Source organism: Silanimonas algicola (assembly GCF_054777375.1).
In genome coordinates this window covers 343,502-361,289 of sequence record NZ_BAAHAS010000002.1, presented here as the reverse complement: position 1 = coordinate 361,289, position 17,788 = coordinate 343,502, and the positions used below count along the sequence as shown (strand labels likewise).

Sequence of the window (17,788 nt, the reverse complement as noted above, 5' to 3'; positions counted from 1 at the left end):
AGGGGAACTCCGGTCAGATCGCCAGGCCGGCCAGCTTGCGGCGGCGGCCGTAGATGAGGGTGGCGACGCCGCGCGACACCGACACGGCGGTGTACATCGAGGTCAGGATGCCGATGATCAGCGACAGGGCGAACCCCTTGACCGGGCCGGTGCCGAACACGAACAGCGCGACGCCGGCGAGTAGCGCCGTGACGTTGGCGTCGGCGATGGTGCCTGCGGCCTTCTCGTAACCGGTGACGATCGCGTTGAGCGGCGTGTTGCCGGCGCGCAACTCCTCGCGGATGCGCTCGTTGATCAGCACGTTCGCGTCGACCGACAGGCCGACCGTGAGCGCGATGCCCGCGAGGCCCGGCAGCGACAGCGTCGCGCCGAACACGGACATGATCGCCACCAGCATCAGCAGGTTGAGCAGCAGGGCGATGTTCGTGATCAGGCCGAACATCCGGTAGTACACGACGAAGAACACCAGCACCAGCACGAAGGACGCGGCGATGGACTGCAGGCCGCGCTCGATGTTCTCGGCACCCAGGCTCGGGCCGATGATGCGCTCCTCGGCGAACTCCATCGGCGCTGCCAGCGCGCCCGAACGCAGGAGGAGGGCCAGCTGCTGGGCCTCGGCGGGGCTTTCGAGCCCCGTGGTCTGGAAATTGCGGCTGAACACGCCGCGGATGGTGGCGCTGCTGATCACCTCTTCGGTGACCCGAGTGCTGCGCACTTCCTTGCCGTCGACGATGCGCACCTCGGGCACACGCTCGATGTACACCACCGCCATCGGCTTGCCGACGTTCTGCGACGTGAAGTCGAACATGCGCTGGCCGGCGGCGGCGTTGAGGGTGACTGAGACGCCCGGCGTGCCGCTTTCCTGGTCGGTGATCGACGTCGCCGAGACCAGCTGGTCGCCGGTGGCGATCACGCGCTTCGACAGGACGATCGGGATGCGGCTGCCGTCCGGATTGCGCTCGCGCATGTAGTAGATACGGCCCTCCGGCGGCACGCGGCCGGTGCGCTCGGCTTCCAGCGCGTCGGTGCCGAACAGCAGGGTGGCGCGGTACTCGAGTGTCGCCGTCGAGCCGATCACGCGCTTGGCCAGGGCGGTGTCCTGCACGCCGGGCATCTGCACGACGATGCGCGACTCGCCCTGGCGGGTCACCACCGGCTCGGCCACGCCGAGCGCGTTGATGCGGTTGCGCAGGATGGCCACGTTCTGGTTGATCGACTCGGTGAGCAGGGCCTGCAGCGTGGCTTCGGGGATGCTCGCGGTGAATCCCGGGCCGGCGCTTCCCGACAGCGCTCGCAGCTCGAGCTCCGGCGATTCGGCGGCGACGATGGCCAGCACCTTCGAAACGTCCTCCGCGCGGGTCAACCGCACGAGGATGTCGCGCGGGCGCACCAGAACCTCCTGCGAGGGGATCTTCTGCTCGCGCAGCACCACGCGGATCTGCTCGGCGTAGGCGTTCTCGCGCTTCTCCAGCGCGGACTGCTGGTCGACCTGGAGCAGGAAATGCACGCCACCCTGCAAGTCGAGGCCGAGGCTCATCGGCCGGGCGCCGAAGGCGTCAAGCCAGGCCGGGACGGTGGACGCCAGGTTCTGGGCCACGGCGTAGCCGGGCTCCAAAGCCGGGCGGAGGAGTTCCGCGGCACGCAGCTGGTCGGCGGCATCGAGCCGGACGAGCAGGCTGTCCCCTTCCGCCTGCACCGACTTCGCCGCGATCCCGGCGTCCTTCAACAGGCCCTCGACGCGCGCATCGAGGGCGTCGTCGACGGCGAAGCCGCGGTTCGCGGTGATCTGCACCGCCGCGTCCTGCGGGTACAGGTTGGGGAGCGCGTAGAGCGTGCTGGCGAGCAGCACGATCAGGGCGACGACGTATTTCCAGCGTGCGTATTCGAGCATGGCGTCACTTCAGGCCGGCGGCGAGGCGCCGACCAAAAAGCCGGCATGAAGCCGGCGTGATGGGGGCGATCAGAGGGACTTCAAGGTGCCCTTGGGCAGGACGGCGTTGATGGCGCCCTTCTGCAGCTTCACCTTGGTGCCCTCGGCGATCTCGACGGTGATGAAGCTCTCGCCCACATCGTCGATGCGGCCGGCGATGCCGCCGCTGGTCACGACCTCGTCGCCCTTCGCCAGCTTCTCGACCATCTGGCGGTGCTCCTTCTGCCGCTTCATCTGCGGCCGGATCATCATGAAGTACATCAGCACGAAGACCGCGCCAAGCATGATGACGCTGGGCCAGGGGCTGGGCGCCGGGGCGCCGGCGGCCTGGGCGTGGGCGGCGGGGATGATCAGGTCGAGGAGGGACATGGTCTTGGGGTTTCCTGAAGGCCAGACAGCCCCTGAGTATGCCACGAGCCGCGTTCAGGCCGGCTCGCCGGACGCCCGTGCTCGATAGAAGCCCTCACGGAATTCGGCGAAACGCCCCTGCCCGATGGCCGCCCGGATCCGCTCCATCAGCCGCACGTAGTAGCGCAGGTTGTGGGTGGTGGCCAGCATCGAGCCGAGGATCTCGTTGCAGCGGTCGAGATGCCGGAGGTAGCTCCGGGTGAAGCCGCCGGTGCAGGTGGCGCAGTCGCAGCCGGGCTCGATCGGCCGCAGGTCGTGCTCGTACTTCTGGTTGCGGATGCGCACCTGGCCGAAATCGGTGAAGTAGTGGCCGTTGCGGGCGTTCCGCGTCGGCATGACGCAGTCGAACATGTCGACGCCGCGCGCCACGGCCTCCACGATGTCCTCCGGCTTGCCCACGCCCATCAGGTAGCGCGGCTTGTCCTCCGGCAGCTGCGGGCAGATCGCTTCCAGCGTTTTCTCGCGCTCATGGGCCGGCTCACCCACGGCGAGGCCGCCCACCGCATACCCGTCGAAGCCGATCTGCTGCAGACCTTCCGCCGAACGGGCGCGAAGCTCCGGGTAGAGACCGCCCTGCACGATGCCGAAAAGTGCCGCGTCGTTGCCCTCGTGCGCACGCTTGGAGCGCTCGGCCCAGCGCAGGCTGAGCTCCATCGACGTGCGTGCGACCTTTTCCGAGGCCGGCACGCCGTCGACGAGGTAGGGCGTGCACTCGTCGAAGATCATCACGATGTCCGAACCCAGAACGCGCTGGATCCGCATCGACTCCTCGGGCCCGAGGAAGACCTTGCGGCCATCCACCGGCGAGGCGAACGTCACGCCCTGTTCGGTGATCTTGCGCTTGTGCGCCAGCGAAAAGACCTGGAAGCCCCCCGAGTCGGTGAGGATGGGCTTCTGCCACTTCGTGAAGCCGTGCAGGCCGCCGTGGGCCTCCATCACCTCGAGGCCGGGCCGCAGGTACAGGTGGAAGGTGTTGCCGAGGATGATCTCGGCGCCCAGCGCCTCGACCTCGGCCGGGCGCATGGCCTTCACCGTGCCGTAGGTGCCCACCGGCATGAAGGCCGGCGTCTCGATCGTGCCGCGCGGGAAGGTGATGCGGCCGCGCCGGGCTGCGCCATCCTGGCCGAGCTTCTGGAACGCCATCCGGCTCATGCGCCCTCCTCCGCCTGCGGCCAGAGCAGCATGGCGTCGCCGTAGCTGAAGAAGCGGTAGCGCTGTTCGACGGCATGGCGATACGCCGCCATGATCCGGTCGAAGCCGGCGAAGGCGCTCACCAGCATCATCAGCGTCGATTCCGGCAAATGGAAGTTGGTGAACAGCGCGTCCGCCGAGCGGATGCGATGGCCCGGCGTGATGAAGATCTGCGTGTCGCCGGCGAAGGGCAGCACCTCGCCGTCGCGCCATGCGGTCTCCAGCGCGCGGATCACCGTCGTGCCCACCGCGACGACGCGCCCGCCCCGCGCCTTGGTCTGGCGGATCTGCTGGCAGAGTTCGGCGCCGACGTTCAGCCACTCGCGGTGCATCACGTGGTCCTTCACGTGCTCGGCGCGCATCGGCTGGAAGGTGCCGGCGCCGACGTGCAGCGTGATGTGGCCGAAGGACACGCCCTTGGCCTGCAGCGCGGCCAGCAGCGCGTCGTCGAAGTGCAGGCCCGCAGTGGGGGCGGCGACGGCGCCGACGTGCTTCGAGAACACCGTCTGGTAGCGCTCGTCGTCGCGGATGTCCGCCTCGCGCTGGATGTAGGGCGGCAGCGGCATGCGGCCGGCACGCAGCAGCACCTTCTCCAGCGGTTCGGTGGTCTCGAAACGCAGGCGGTAGAACTCGCCGTCCCGGCCGAGCACCGTCACCACCGTGCCGTCGTCGAGCGTGATCGTGCTGTCGGGCTTCGGCGATTTGCTCGCGCCGACCTGCGCACGCACTTCATGCGCACCGGTCACGCGTTCGAGCAGGATCTCGACACGCCCACCAGTGGCCTTCTGCCCGTAAAGGCGGGCCGGGATCACGCGCGTGTCGTTGAAGACCATCAGGTCGCCGGGCTGCAGCAGCGACGGCAGGTCGCGCACGTGCAGGTCGGCCAGTGCGGCCGGCGACGCCGGCACGTGCAGCAGGCGGGAGGCCGAACGTTCGGCCAGCGGGGCCTGCGCGATCAGTTCCGGCGGCAGGTCGTAATGGAAATCGGACTTCTTCATCGGATCGGCTTGACAGGCCGGCCCTCCAGCGGGCGCCTCGCGGCGCGGGGGCGTGATTGTATGACGTCGGGCCGCCGCCGCAGACTCGGCGCGCCGTCCCCACCCCGACAAGGAGCTTCCATGCCCATCCGCGCCTACGCCGCCACCGCCTCCAAGGGCGCCCTGCAGGCCTTCGAGTACGATCCCGGCCCGCTCCATCCCGAATTCGTCGAGGTGCAGGTCGAGCACTGCGGCCTCTGCCACTCCGACCTCAGCATGGTGAACAACGACTGGGGCAACGCCCGCTACCCGCTGGTGCCCGGCCATGAAGCCATTGGTCGCGTGGTCGCCGTCGGCCCCGAGGCCAAGCGCGTGAAGGTCGGCGACCGCGTGGGCATCGGCTGGTACGAGAGCAGCTGCATGGCCTGCGAGCAGTGCCTGTCCGGCCACCACAACGTCTGCGGGAAATCGAGCGGCCTGATCGTCTCCGGCTACGGCGGCTTTGGCGAGCGCGTGCGCGCGCATTGGGTCTGGGCCACGCCCATCCCCGAGGGCGTCGATGCCGCAAGCGCCGGCCCCCTGCTCTGCGGCGGCATCACCGTGTTCGGCCCGATCGCGCATTTCGGCATCAAGCCGACGGACCGCGTCGGCGTGGTCGGCATTGGCGGTCTCGGCCATCTGGCCTTGCAGTTCCTCAACGCCTGGGGCTGCGAGGTCACGGCCTTCACGTCGAGCGAGAGCAAGCACGAGGAGGCGATCCGCCTCGGCGCCCATCGCGCGGTCGTCAGCACCGACGCGAAGGCGCTCGCGAAGGAATCGGGCAAGTTCGACTTCATCCTCGTCACCGCCAACGTCACCCTGCCCTGGGGCGCGTACCTCGGCGCGCTCGCCCCGAACGGCCGCCTGCACTTCGTCGGTGCAGTGCTCGAACCCGTGCCCGTGCCGGCCTTTGCCCTGATCGGCGGGCAGAAGTCGGTGAGCGGCTCGCCGCTGGGCAGCCCCGCGACGACCTCGCAGATGCTCGAGTTCTGCGCCCGCCACGAGATCGCGCCGCAGGTGGAGCGCTTCCCGATGTCGAGGATCAACGACGCCTTCGAGCGCCTGCACAGCGGCAAGGCGCGCTACCGCATCGTCCTGGACGCCGATTTCGCCTGACGCCCCGGAGTCGGCGTCCGGCCCCGTTTGGCGCCGTCGCCGCAGCGGCGAAAAAGCAAACGGCCGGGTTTCCCCGGCCGTTTGGCTCACGCGTACTGATCGCTGATCAGAACTTGTACTTGAAGCCCAGCATCGCCGACCAGCGCGAGACGCCGGTGTTGAAGCCGTCGTCGCCACGCACCTCCTGGACCTGCGGACGATCCGCACGGGCCGGGTCGAAGGTGTAGACGTAACGGCCGTTCTCGATGCCCGCGTAGTTCATCACGCGGCGGGTCGCGAAGAACCCGTAGTCCTCGATCACGCCCCAATCCTTATTGATCAGGTTGCCGACGTTCATGATGTCGAGCGAGATCTCGGCCTTGTGGCCGTCGAAGAACGCGGGGATTTCCTGCGAGATGCGGAGGTCGAAGTTGTTGACCCAGCCGGCGCGGAACGCATTGGCCTCGGTCACGCGACCACGGTAGGCCGCCAGCTCCGGGTTCTGGGCCAGCCACTCGAAGAACGCCGTTTCCATCGCGGCGCCGCCGGTGAAGATCACGTCACCGGGACCGGCGGGGACGTAGAACAGGTCATTCGTGTTCGCGCCGTCGCCGTTGATGTCGTTGAAGTAGATGTAGCTGAACGGACGACCCGAGCGGCCCTCGTAGAACATCGAGATCGTCGTGCGGTTGTCGCCGAAGAACGCCTTCTGGTAGGTGAGCGTGCCCGTGATGCGGTCACGGATCGCGTAACGCGAGTTCTGGACCACGTCCTCGCTGTGCTGGAAGTTGATCTGGTTGTTCCAGTTCGAGTTGTTGATCGAGCTGGTCAACGGGCTCACTTCCTCGGCCTCGGTGTAGGTGTAACCGAGGCTCCACGCCCACGAATCCTCCATCGGGCGCTGCAGGCTGACGGTGAACTGCTTGCTCTGGCCCTTGTCGGTGTTGTTGACGAGCAGCACGTCGCCGATATCGGAGGGGCGGTTGGCGCGGTTCGAGGCACCGCCGACGCCGTTCTGGACGCCCGTCGCCGCGTTGGTGCGCGTGCGGCCGGCGGCGTTCCAGTAGATCAGGCGGCCGTCAGGGCCGGTGACGGTCGGCGCGCCGGTATCGAGGCGCTGGATGAAGATGCCCGACTCGACGCTCGTGAGCACGAGCTCGGCCGACGCGATCATGCCCCACCACGGCAGCTCGTGGTCGAGGGCCAGGTTCGCCTTCCACACCGACGGAAGCTCGAAGTCGGGCGCCAGGATGTCGACGTTCTGGCGAGCCGCCGACGGGCCGACCGTGGGGGCCGGCTGCGGGACGTTCGGCGAGAAGTTCGGGGCCGCCGCGCCGCGCAGGTCGTACTCGACGAAGTTCAGGCCGGTGTTCTGGTAGACGCCGGCGATCCAGACGTTCGGGGCCGCACCGGCGAACAGGCCGAGGCCGCCGCGGAGCTGGGTCTGGCGTTCCGAATCGAAGGTGTAGTTGAAGCCGAAGCGCGGCTGCACCAGGGTGAAGTCGACCGTGTTGGTGTTGTCGAGGCCGTACAGCTGCTGGATGCGGGCGTTGGCGAGGCGCTGCTCGCTGAAGTCCGGGCGGTCGACGCGGACGCCCAGGTTCAGCGTCAGGTTGTAGTTCACGGCCCAGGTGTCCTGCACGAACAGGCCGAGGTTCTCCGCCGTGTACGTGGCGGGGATGTCCGCGAGCGTGCCGCCGTTCGGACGCGGCGTGCGCAGCAGGTACGTGGCCGGGCGACCGGCCGAGAAGTCGGCGATCGAATTGAAGACGTAGACGCCGTTGAGGTTGCGGCCGAAGAAGTTGAAGACGTCGTTTTCTTCGTAGTCGAAACCGACCTTCAACGTGTGGTCGCCGAGGAACAGGTTCGCCGCGCCGAAGGCCGAGAACTGCTCGGTCGCGATGGCGTTGACGTGGGTGTTCTGCTCCGTGCCGAGGAAGACGCCGTTGTTGCCGACGTTCACGCGGATGCTCGGGAGGTTGCTGGCCGGCACGCGCAGGGCGTCGTAGTCACGGGTCGAGACCTTGAACTCCGTCGAAAGGATGTCGGTCCAGTCGCTGAACACTTCGCCGACGAGGCTCTTGAAGGACTTCGGCTGGTCGTACCAGTACGAGCTGAGCGAGACCGTGCCGGTCGCGATGCCGGGGAAGCGCGGCACCGTCTGCTCCATCTCGTTGTAGCGCAGGGCGGCGCGGTGGGAATCGCTGATGTTCCAGTCGAGCTTGATGCCCTTCTCTTCGATCTCCGTCGTGCTCGTCGCGGAACCCTCCAAGCCACCGGCGTCGAAGCCGTAGCGCTGGGCGATCTGCGAGATCTGCTGGATGTCGGCGCTGGTGATCAGGCCGCGGCCGAACGGCGTACCCGACAGCGCGGCACCCTGCGCGCCACGCTCGAACTTCTCGTAGTTGGCGAAGAAGAACAGGCGGTCCTTGACGATGGGGCCGCCGAGGGTGAAGCCATAGGTCTCTTCTTCGTTGAAGCCGGTGAAGTCGCGACCGGCCTGGTCTTCGCCGACCCAGTTGCCGTCGCGCATGGTGTAGTACACCGTGCCGCCGAACTCGTTGGTGCCCGACTTGGTGACCGCGTTGATGACGGCGCCGGTACCGCCGGCGATGGTGACGTCGTAGTTCGCGACGTCGATGTTGATTTCCTCGATCGCGTCGAGGGAGACCGGCTGGCGCTCGGTCGGAAGGTTGTTCGCCTCGAGGCCGAACGGATCGCTGGCGCCGACGCCGTCGATCTTGATCAGGTTGTAGCGGGTGTTCTGGCCGCCCACGGAGATGGAGCCGTCCGACTTGCTGGTCTGCGCGATGCGCGGATCGAGGCGGATGTAGTCCTGGATGTTGCGCGAGGTCGACGGCAGCTGGTCGATGGACTGGCGGGTCACCGTCGTGCCGGCACCCATGGCCTCCGAGCTGAACGGGGTCACGCCGAAGTCGTCAGCGATCACTTCCACCGCATCGAGCGTGGTGGCGTCGGTCGCGAGCGCGGCGTCCACCTGGGTGGTCTGCGCGAGCTGCAGGAAGACGTTGTCGATGACTTCCGTCTTGCCGTCCTTGGTGATCGTCACCCGGTACGGGCCACCCACGCGCAGGCCGCGGGCGGCGTAGCGGCCGCTGGCGTCGGAAACGGCCTGGGCCGAGGTTCCCGACGGGATGTGCGTGATGACGACCTGGGCACCCGGGACGGCCGACTCGCCGGCCGTGACGCGGCCACCGATGTTGGCGGTGGTGTTCTGCGCCATGGCCGGCGCCGAGGCGAGGGCGATGGCGAGACCGAGCGCGAGCTTCGAGTAGCGCACCTTGCTGCGATAGTTCATGTGTGGACCTGCTCTGGTTTTTACTGCGGAGACAGACGATGGCGGCACCTGCCGCCACGGATGACGAGTTCCGCCGGGAAGCGGCGAAAGACTTCGCTGTGGCCGCCGTCGGCTGCGGACGGGCTTCGGATGGGCGATGACAGCCTAACGACAGTTTAACAGCGTAGAGCGCCCAGATGACGTTTCGATGACTGTCATCTCAACCCCATCTGAGACCAGACAGGCCCGATGCGTCGGGGCCGCCGGGCAAGGACGACGGCGAAAGGCGCTCAGGACGCCGTGCGACCGAGGTAGGCCGCGATCCCGTCGAGGGTCATCTGGACGGAAATGGCCACCAGCACCATGCCCATCAGGCGCTCCAGGGCCGTCAGGGCGCGGGGGCCCAGCAACCGGTAAAGCTTGGTCGCCGAAAACAGGATGGCCGCCGTGGCCGCCCAGGCGATCAGCAGGGCGAGGCTCCAGTCCAGCAGGCGGTCGGGGTCCTTGGAGCCCATCAGCATGACCGCCGCCATGCCCGAGGGGCCGGCCACCAGGGGCACGGCCATGGGCACGATGAAGGGCTCGCCCTCCGGGGTGTCGCCGAAGATCCCCTCGGGCGCCGGGAAGATCATCCTCAGGCCGATCAGGAACAGGATGATGCCACCGGCGATGCTCACCGACTCCTGCCGGAGGTTGATGAAGTCGAGGATGTAACGCCCGGCGAAAAGGAACAGGAACAGGACCGCGAGGGCGATGACCAGCTCGCGGGCCAGCACACGGCGCCGGCGGTGCTCGGGCACCGGCTTCAGCAGGCTTAGGAACACCGGGACGTTGCCCAGCGGGTCGAGGATCAGGAACAGCAGGATGGCGGCGGCAAGGAGGCTGGAATCCTGCATGGCGGTCTTTAGGCGGTGGCCGACTCGGCGGCGATGGGCACGTGGACGCTGCCGCGATGCGCGGCGCCTTCCGCGGAAAGCAGCATGACGCAGGCGCCAGCGAAGGCCTCGGGTCCGGGCACCCGGAGCATGGCCTCGTCGACGAAGGCGCGGCTGCGCAGCGGCGTCTTCATCGGGCCGGGGCGCAGCCCGCTGACGCGGACGACGGTGGTGTCGGTCTCGGCATGGAGCATCCGCACCAGACCCTCGCCCGCCAGCTGGGTCAGCCCATAGGCCCCCCAGTACGGCCGCAGCACGCGGGCCGGGTCGTCGAGCACGAAGACCACCGCGGCATCGGCCGACTTCCGCATCAGCGGCAGGCAGGCCTGGGTGAGGAACCAGCGGGCGTTGAGGTTGACCTGCACCTGGCGGGCGAACTGCTCGGGCGGCGTGTTCTCCAGTGGCGTCAGCCCGGCGAAATCGGCGGCGCAGTGCAGCACGCCGTCGAGCCGGCCCAGTTCACGGCCGATGGTGTCGGCCAGGCTCTCGAAATCGGCCGGATCGGCACCGGCGAGGTCCATCGGGTAGAGCGCGGGCTCCGGGCCCATGGCCTTGATCGCGTCGTACACGCGGCCCAGCTTCGGGACCTTGCGGCCGAGCAGCACGACCGTCGCTCCGGCCCGCGCGCAGGCCTTCGCGGCCTCGGCGCCGAGGCCGCCATGGGCACCGGTGACGAGGATGACGCGATCCTTCAGGGGACGGGGCGCAGCGGCTGGGAAAGCGACGAACTCGCTCATGCCGCCTGCGCCTCGGCCACGATGCGCGCCAGCTCGCCGGCCTCGGCGAGTTCGGCGACGATGTCGGCACCACCGATCAGCTCGCCCTGAACGTAGAGCTGCGGGAACGTCGGCCAATCCGCGTAACGCGGCAGGTTCGCGCGGATCTCCGGGTCGGCCATCACGTTGACGGTGTGCAGGCGCGTGGCGCCCGCCGCCCGCAGCGCGTCGACGGCGCGTTTCGAATAGCCGCACATCGGCACCTCCGGCGTGCCTTTCATGAAGAGCACGACCGGATGGGCCTCGAGCTCGGCCTTGATCCGCTCCATCGCCGCCATGGGAGTCCTCGCTGGTTTCACGACGCTGGCACCGTGGGGCGGTGCCGCAGGGCTACAATTCTAGCCCCTGCGGCGGCCCGGCCGTCGCATCGCCCGTCCGCCATCCCCACGGAGAGCCCCATGGCCATCACGCTGCCCGCCCTGCCCTACGCCCGCGACGCCCTCGCTCCGCACATCTCGGCCGAGACGATCGACTTCCACTACGGCAAGCACCACCAGACCTACGTGGACAACCTCAACAAGCAGATCGCCGGCACCGAGTTCGAGTCGCTCGACCTTGAAGCCATCATCCGCAAGTCGCAGGGCGGCATGTTCAACAACGCCGCGCAGGTGTGGAACCACACCTTCTATTGGAACTGCCTGAAGCCGGCCGGCGGCGGCGAGCCGAAGGGCAAGCTGGCCGACGCCATCAACGCGGCGTTCGGCTCGTTCCAGGCCTTCAAGGAGCAGTTCACCCAGACCGCCCTGACCACCTTCGGCTCCGGCTGGGCTTGGCTGGTGCAGCGTCCGGACGGCACGCTGGCCCTGGTCTCGACCTCGAACGCGGCCACTCCGCTGACCGGCAACGACACCGCCCTGCTGACCTGCGACGTTTGGGAGCACGCCTACTACGTCGACTACCGCAACGCCCGCGCCAAGTACGTCGAGGCCTTCTGGAACCTCGTCAACTGGGACTTCGTCGCGAGCCAGATGCGCTGATGGCGGAACCCCTGCTCTCGATCGATTCGCTGGCTGCCGCCCACGGCGGCCGGCGCGTCTTCGAGGGCGTCACGTTCGACCTGGCGCGCGGCGGCATCGCCGCGCTCCTCGGGCCCTCGGGCACCGGCAAGACCACGCTGCTGCGCGTGATCGCCGGGCTGCATGCTCCGGAGGCCGGCCGCGTTCGCCTCCGAGGCGCGGATGCCGCGGGCCTCAAGCCGGAAAAGCGCGGCGTGGGCTTCGTGTTCCAGGACCTCGCGCTGTTCCCGCACCTCGACGTGGCGGGGAACATCGCCTTTGGCCTCTCGGCCTGGCCCCTGGCAGAACGCGAGGCCCGCGTGGTCGACCTGCTGGCACGCACCGGCCTCGACGGCCTCGGCGCGCGCCGTCCGCATGAACTCTCCGGCGGCCAGCAGCAGCGCGTGGCCCTGGCCCGCTCGCTGGCGCCGAAACCCGACCTGCTGCTGCTCGACGAGCCGCTCTCCGGGCTCGATGCCGACCTCCGGCCGAAGCTGCGCGACGAGCTCCGGGCGCTGCTGAAGGCCGAAGGCACCGCGGCCCTGCTGGTCACGCACGACCAGGACGAGGCGTTCGCGTTCGCCGACACCGTGGGCGTGATGCTCGACGGTCGTCTGGCGCAATGGGCGCCGGGGTACGAGCTCTACCACCGCCCGGCCAGCGCCGACGTGGCGCGTTTCGTCGGCGATGGCCGCCTGCTGCCGGTGCGATGGCTGGACGCCGACCGCGTGGCCTCCCCGTTCGGGCCGCTCGCCGTGCCGCGAGGCCACTCGGCGCCCGCCGATGCCGGCCGCGAAGGCCTGCTGCTGCTTAGGCCGGACGACGTCGTGATCGGCGAAGGCGACACGCCCGCCGTGGTGGCCGACATCCGCTTCCAAGGGGCCGAATCACTGCATCGGCTGCGCCTCGACGACGGCACCGAACTCAGCGCGCTGGCGCCCAGCCATCGCCGCTTCGCCATCGGCGAGCGCGTGCACGTGCGACCCGACCTCGCCCACGTCGTGGTGTTTCCGCGCTGAGCCCGGCGAACGGGGCGTCGTCGCGCGCTACAGCCAGCCCTTCTGCCGCGCGAGGCGATGCGCCTCGGTGCGGTTGGCGGCGCCAAGCTTTCCGATGGCCTCGCTGAGGTAGTTGCGCACGGTTCCATTCGACAGGTGCAGCTTCTCCGCGATGTCCTGCGAGCTCAGGCCTTCGCCGGCGAGGCGCAGCACCGCGCGTTCGCGGTCGGTGAGCGGGTCGGCCTCCTCGCGCCACGCATCGACGGCCAGTTCCGGGGCGATGGCCCGGCCGCCGCGATGCACGTCGCGCAGGGCCTGCGCCAGCTTTTCGACCGGCGCGTCCTTCAACAGGTAGCCGCGCACGCCGGCGTCCAGCGCCCGGCGCAGGTAACCGCCGCGCGCGAACGTGGTGACGATCACGACGCGGGTCGGCAGCTTCGCCTCTTGCACCTTGGCGGCGAGATCGAGGCCGGTGAGGCCGGGCATCTCGATGTCGGTGAGCAGCAGGTCGGGCTGGTGCTGCTGCACGGCCTTCCAGGCGCTGTCGCCGTCGCCGGCTTCGGCGACGACGTCGATATCGGATTCGAGGCCGAGCAGGCCCGCGAGGGCACCGCGCAGCAGTGCCTGGTCTTCGGCGAGGACGATTCGGATCATGCCGCGACGCTAGCGGCGCGCGCCGGCTCCGTCCAGCGGCAACAACAGCCGGAGCCGCGTGCCGGCGCCTTCGGCACTGTCCACCGAGAGCTGCCCACCCAGCGCCTCGGCGCGTTCCCTCATGCCCGACAGCCCGTTCCCCGGCGACTTCGTGCTGCCCACGCCATCATCCTGCACCTCCAGCTGGACCGCGCGTCCCTGCCGTCGGATCTGCACCTGCACCTGCCGGGCCTTCGCATGCCGGAGCACGTTGGTGAGGGCTTCGCGCAGCCCCATCGCCAAGGCGTTCTCCTGGGCGGCGTCGAGTGGCGGCAGTGGATCGACTTCGGCCTCGAACGCAAGGCCGGCGCCCACCGCGGCCAGTCGCGCACTGACCAGTTCGTTCGCGATTTCCGCGGAGCGCATGCCGGTCACGGCCTCGCGCACCTGCCTCAAGGCATCGCGGGCCACCTGCTCCACTTCGCCGATGTGCGTCGCCGCGGCGGAGGCGTCGCGCTCGGCCAGTTTCCGGGCCAATTCGCTCTTCAGCGCGATCACGCTGAGCGTGTGGCCGAGCAGGTCGTGGAGGTCGCGGGCGATGCGCTCGCGCTCGGCGACGCGGGCGAGGCGGTCGACTTCCGCCTGCGTGAGTCGAAGCCGCTCGTTGCGCCGCATCTCGCGCTGGCCGAGGATCGCGCCGGCCAGCACCGCGCCGCCGATCAATGCCGGCGCGGCGAGGAACGGCATCGGCATGGCGAGCGCCCACAGCCACGCGGCATAGGCCGCGAGCAGCGCGGCGGTGGCGAGCACGGCCACGCGCCAACGCTGCGAGAAGCCCAGCGAGGCGAAGGCGTAGATGAGCAGCGTGTTCCCCCCGGGGTTCCACGGCGTGAGCGCGAAACCCGTGGCCGCCATGGCCAGCGCCGCGAGCAGCCCCATGCGGCCATCGAAGAAGAAGCTCTTCCAGTAGATCGGCAAGAACACCGCCAACGCGGCGAAGGTCAGGCCGACGGCGAGCGGCAGGTCCTCGTCCACCCAGCCGAGGGGCAGGAAAACGAAGATGAGGTAGACGAGGTTCAGGCGCCGCCACGCGCGTTGCGACGCATCGCCGGGCTCCGCCGCCATGGCGGCGCGCAGCGTGGCGATCGGCGTGGCCGCTTGGGGATCGCGGGCGGTGGCTCCGGGCGATGAGGTACGCATGGGGCCAGTCTAGCGGGCGCGCCGACGTTGCACGGCGAGCGCCATCACCAGGAAAAGAATACCTGCCCCCACCAGCACGGCGATGGCCAGCGGCACGTTGGCCTCACGCAGGCCCACGATCGTCAACGCGAGGTCGCCGAGATGGAAGGCGGGAAGGACGAGCGCGAAGCCCTGCATCGCCTCGGGGAACATGGTGATCGGAAACCAAAGGCCCGACAGCACGGACATCGGCAGGTAGACCAGGTTCACCACGGCGACCGCGCCTCGCGCAGGCACCAGCGAACCGATCAGCAGGCCCATCGCGCAGAACGGCAGCGTGCCCAAGGTCAGCGTGGCCCACAGCAGCGACCATCGCCCCATCTCCAACCTCACGCCGCCGGCAAGCGCCGCCAGCGCGCTGAGCGCCAGGACCACGGCGAGGGCGAACACCATGCTGGTGAGCACGCGGGCGATGAAGTGCACCGCCATCGGCATCGGGGAGACTCGCTTCAACCGCAGCCAGCCCATCTCCTCGTCGAGGGCCAACCCGACCCCGAACCCGAACAGTGCCGGCCCGATCACCGCGAAGGCGCCGTAGGTGGCAAGGAGGTAGTGCGCCGGCGCGGCATTGCCGGTCTGCGACGGCAGCAGCAGTCCGAACAGCGCGTAGAACATCAGTGGGAACAACAGGGTGGGGACGCTGAAGGCGGGCAAGCGCCAGACCTGAAGCAGCGCATGGCCGGTCTCGATCGCCTGGAGCCGGAACAGGGAGGTGGCTTGCGAGGTCATGCGGCACTCCGATGGGGCGTCGCGCCCCGAGGTTCGTCCTGGATGAGTTCAAGGAGGCTGTCCTCGAGGCTGGCGGGAACCACCTGCAGCTCGGCCAGCGCGGGATCGCGCCGCAGCAGCTCGCGGATCAGCGCATCGGCGTCCCCGCAGCGGAGGACGAGCCGCCCCCCCTCGTGATGGGCCTCGCGCACGCCGGGCAGCGTCCGCACCTCGTCGAGTCCGAGCCGGCTGCGGCAGCGCACGCGGGTGCCGCTGGCGCGCGCCTTCAGTTGCATCGGCGTGCCCTCGGCGATGGCGCGACCGGCGCGCATCACGACCACGCGGTCCGCGAGGGCATCGGCCTCTTCGAGGTAGTGGGTGGTCAGGAGCAGGGCGGCGCCCTCAAGCCGCAACCCGCGCAGCACGCCCCAGAAAGCGCGGCGCGCGTCGATATCGAGCCCCGTGGTCGGCTCGTCGACCAGCACGATCCGCGGCCGGCCACAGATGGCCAGAGCGAACTGCACGCGACGCTGTTGCCCCCCGGAGAGCGCGCCGTAGGGTCGTCGGGCAAGCCCGTCAAGCCCGGCAAGGGCCAGTGTTTCGGCCACTGGGCGGGGGGCTGGGTAGGCCGCGCTGAACTGGCGCACCAGTTCCCCCACGCGCAGGGTTTCGGGCAGGCGCGCCTCCTGCAGCATCGCGCCCAGCGCGCTGCGCGACGCTGGCGTCCGGGGGTCGCCGCCGCACAACTCGACGCGACCCTGCTGCACTCGGAGCAGCCCGGTCAGAAGGCCGAGGGCGGTCGTCTTGCCGGCACCATTTGCTCCGAGCAGGGCCAGCACTTCGCCCGGCCGGACATCAAGGTCCAAGCCATCGACGGCGACGAGGTCACCGTAGCGGTGGGTGACGCCAACCAGTCGGGCAATCGCAGCGGTGGGATCTGGGGTCATACGGTCCTCCTTGCCGACAGGCTCGCCGCGTTCACGCCACGCGTGCAGTCGCGGGCGTCAGCTGAACGCGATGACATCCGTCATGCGGCGGATGTAACGCCGGACGCCCTCGTCCCGAATCCCGTTCGAACCCCTTGCTGCCTGCCGCCATGACCACCGCCTCCACCTTCCGCCTCACCCTCGCCCCCCTGCTTGCCGGCCTGCTCGCGGCCTGCGGCCAGGCGCCGGTTCCGCCCGCGCTGGCGACCACCGTCGGGCCCAAGCCGGATGTGCCGCGCGAGCACCTCGACGCCGTCGTGCTGGGCATGGGCTGCTTCTGGGGCGCGGAACGCCGCATGGCTGCGCTGCCCGGGGTGATCGACGTCGAGAGCGGCTACGCCAACGGCGAGGTGCCGGGCACGTACGACGACGTGCTCAACACCGAACGAGCCCGAAAGCTCGGGCTTTCCGATGCCCGAAACCATGCCGAGGTGGTGAAGGTGGTGTTCGATACGCGCGCCACCACGCTGGCCGCGGTGCTGGCCGGGTTCTGGGAGAACCACGACCCCACGCAGGGCGATCGGCAGGGCAACGACATCGGCAGCAACTACCGCAGCGCGATCTACACCCATGGCGAGGGCCAGCTGCGGATCGCGCAGGCCACGAAGACGGCGTTCCAGGCCGCGCTGGCCGCCGAGGGCTATGGCGCCATCACGACCGAGATCCAGCCGCTCACGCGCTACATCGCCGCGGAGGACTACCACCAGGACTACCTGGTGAAGAACCCTGACGGCTATTGCGGCCTCGGCGGCACGGGCGTGAAGTTCCCGGCCGACGCGCTAGCGAGCCTCGGCGCCGCGGTGCCGGCGGCCGCCGGCCCGGTGCCCGAGGCCGCACCGACGAATGCTCCCTCGACGCCGGCCGCGCCCGGTCCAGCGCGCCTCGTCGGCGATGCGCTCGATGCCACGCGCCAGCTGGTGGTGTTCGAGGCCGCCGAATGCGCCTTCTGCGCCAGGTTCCGCGCCGACGTGAGCGATGCCTGGCAGTCGCCGGTACCGATCGTGCATACGTTCGCCACACGCGAGCCCGAGGGCTGGGCGCTGGAGAAGCCGCTGTTCGCGACGCCGACGATCGTGCTGTTCGAAGGCGGCAAGGAAGTGTCGCGCTACACCGGCTACGACGGCGACAAAGTGCGGTTCTGGCAGTGGCTGGGTTTCCGCCTGCTCACCGGGGAACAGCGCCGCATCGCCTTCGACAGCGGCACCGAACGGCCATTCACCGGCTCCCACCTCGACGAAACCCGCCCGGGCACCTTCGTCGACCCGATTACCGGCGCGTCGCTGTTCCGGACCGACACCAAGTTCGAAAGCGGCACCGGCTGGCCGAGCTTCTTCCAACCCCTTCCGGGCGCCGTGACCTACCACGGCGAATTGAGCCTTGCCGGCGTCATGACGGAGGTGCGCAGCGCCAGCTCGGGCATCCACCTTGGCCACGTCTTCCATGACGGCCCGCCGCCCACCGGCAAGCGCTATTGCATCAACGGCAACGTGCTGACGTTCGTGCCGGACCCTGTGACAGGCGTTTGAAACGCCGGGGGTTACGGCGCTCCGGGCCGGGTGCTAGGATCGGGTCCAAGTTGT

Annotated in this window: 16 protein-coding genes; 4 read left to right on the top strand and 12 right to left on the bottom strand. The window is 69.3% G+C overall.

Features of this window, described 5'->3' with window-relative positions:
* Positions 1-13: 13 nt before the first annotated feature.
* The 4 genes from secD to queA all read right to left on the bottom strand — a co-directional run bounded on the left by secD (position 14) and on the right by queA (position 4,527).
* The gene (gene secD, locus ACYVAK_RS06860) at positions 14-1,891 is read right to left on the bottom strand and encodes a protein translocase subunit SecD (protein WP_461059275.1); all 1,878 of its coding nucleotides are present in this window, start codon (positions 1,889-1,891) and stop codon (positions 14-16) included.
* 69 nt (positions 1,892-1,960) lie between these two features.
* A complete protein-coding gene (gene yajC / locus ACYVAK_RS06855; protein WP_461059273.1) occupies positions 1,961-2,299 on the bottom strand; it encodes a preprotein translocase subunit YajC in 339 nt (112 codons plus the stop codon).
* Positions 2,300-2,353: 54 nt separating this feature from the next.
* On the bottom strand, positions 2,354-3,490 hold the full coding sequence (tgt, locus tag ACYVAK_RS06850) for a tRNA guanosine(34) transglycosylase Tgt (RefSeq protein WP_461059271.1): 1,137 nt from the start codon (positions 3,488-3,490) through the stop codon (positions 2,354-2,356).
* The gene (queA, locus tag ACYVAK_RS06845) at positions 3,487-4,527 is read right to left on the bottom strand and encodes a tRNA preQ1(34) S-adenosylmethionine ribosyltransferase-isomerase QueA (protein WP_461059269.1); all 1,041 of its coding nucleotides are present in this window, start codon (positions 4,525-4,527) and stop codon (positions 3,487-3,489) included. The genes tgt and queA overlap by 4 nt, the downstream gene beginning before the upstream one ends.
* A 120-nt stretch (positions 4,528-4,647) precedes the next feature.
* On the opposite strand from queA, the gene ahr reads away from it, so the two are divergent.
* Positions 4,648-5,661: an NADPH-dependent aldehyde reductase Ahr gene (ahr, locus tag ACYVAK_RS06840; RefSeq protein WP_461059267.1), complete on the top strand. Its 1,014-nt coding sequence runs from the start codon at positions 4,648-4,650 to the stop codon at positions 5,659-5,661.
* Between the two features lie 106 nt (positions 5,662-5,767).
* Here ahr and ACYVAK_RS06835 read toward each other — a convergent pair whose 3' ends face one another.
* The 4 genes from ACYVAK_RS06835 to grxD form a co-directional block, all read right to left on the bottom strand.
* The gene (locus ACYVAK_RS06835) at positions 5,768-8,959 is read right to left on the bottom strand and encodes a TonB-dependent receptor (RefSeq protein WP_461059265.1); all 3,192 of its coding nucleotides are present in this window, start codon (positions 8,957-8,959) and stop codon (positions 5,768-5,770) included.
* Between the two features lie 269 nt (positions 8,960-9,228).
* The gene (locus tag ACYVAK_RS06830) at positions 9,229-9,834 is read right to left on the bottom strand and encodes a YhgN family NAAT transporter (RefSeq protein WP_461059263.1); all 606 of its coding nucleotides are present in this window, start codon (positions 9,832-9,834) and stop codon (positions 9,229-9,231) included.
* An 8-nt stretch (positions 9,835-9,842) separates the two neighbouring features.
* The gene (locus tag ACYVAK_RS06825) at positions 9,843-10,610 is read right to left on the bottom strand and encodes an SDR family NAD(P)-dependent oxidoreductase (RefSeq protein ID WP_461059261.1); all 768 of its coding nucleotides are present in this window, start codon (positions 10,608-10,610) and stop codon (positions 9,843-9,845) included.
* Entirely contained in the window at positions 10,607-10,927 is a 321-nt protein-coding gene (gene grxD, locus ACYVAK_RS06820) for a Grx4 family monothiol glutaredoxin (protein WP_461059259.1), read from the bottom strand. Before grxD ends, ACYVAK_RS06825 begins: the two co-directional genes overlap by 4 nt.
* Positions 10,928-11,047: 120 nt before the next feature.
* Between grxD and ACYVAK_RS06815 the strand changes: the two genes are divergently transcribed.
* Positions 11,048-11,626: a superoxide dismutase gene (locus ACYVAK_RS06815; protein WP_461059257.1), complete on the top strand. Its 579-nt coding sequence runs from the start codon at positions 11,048-11,050 to the stop codon at positions 11,624-11,626.
* On the top strand, positions 11,626-12,663 hold the full coding sequence (locus ACYVAK_RS06810; RefSeq protein WP_461059255.1) for an ABC transporter ATP-binding protein: 1,038 nt from the start codon (positions 11,626-11,628) through the stop codon (positions 12,661-12,663). The genes ACYVAK_RS06815 and ACYVAK_RS06810 overlap by 1 nt, the downstream gene beginning before the upstream one ends.
* Before the next feature lie 27 nt (positions 12,664-12,690).
* Here the strand turns inward: ACYVAK_RS06810 and ACYVAK_RS06805 are convergent, their stop codons facing one another.
* From ACYVAK_RS06805 to ACYVAK_RS06790, 4 genes are read right to left on the bottom strand one after another with little or no spacing between them, the layout of a single operon-like run.
* Entirely contained in the window at positions 12,691-13,296 is a 606-nt protein-coding gene (locus tag ACYVAK_RS06805; protein WP_461059253.1) for a response regulator transcription factor, read from the bottom strand.
* Between the two features lie 9 nt (positions 13,297-13,305).
* Positions 13,306-14,475, bottom strand: coding sequence for a sensor histidine kinase (locus ACYVAK_RS06800; protein WP_461059251.1), 1,170 nt, complete (start codon positions 14,473-14,475; stop codon positions 13,306-13,308).
* A 9-nt stretch (positions 14,476-14,484) separates the two neighbouring features.
* On the bottom strand, positions 14,485-15,243 hold the full coding sequence (locus tag ACYVAK_RS06795) for an ABC transporter permease (protein ID WP_461059249.1): 759 nt from the start codon (positions 15,241-15,243) through the stop codon (positions 14,485-14,487).
* Positions 15,240-16,169, bottom strand: coding sequence for an ABC transporter ATP-binding protein (locus ACYVAK_RS06790; protein ID WP_461059247.1), 930 nt, complete (start codon positions 16,167-16,169; stop codon positions 15,240-15,242). Before ACYVAK_RS06790 ends, ACYVAK_RS06795 begins: the two co-directional genes overlap by 4 nt.
* A 149-nt stretch (positions 16,170-16,318) precedes the next feature.
* Between ACYVAK_RS06790 and msrA the strand changes: the two genes are divergently transcribed.
* The gene (gene msrA / locus ACYVAK_RS06785) at positions 16,319-17,734 is read left to right on the top strand and encodes a peptide-methionine (S)-S-oxide reductase MsrA (protein ID WP_461059245.1); all 1,416 of its coding nucleotides are present in this window, start codon (positions 16,319-16,321) and stop codon (positions 17,732-17,734) included.
* The last annotated feature ends 54 nt before the right edge of the window (positions 17,735-17,788 follow it).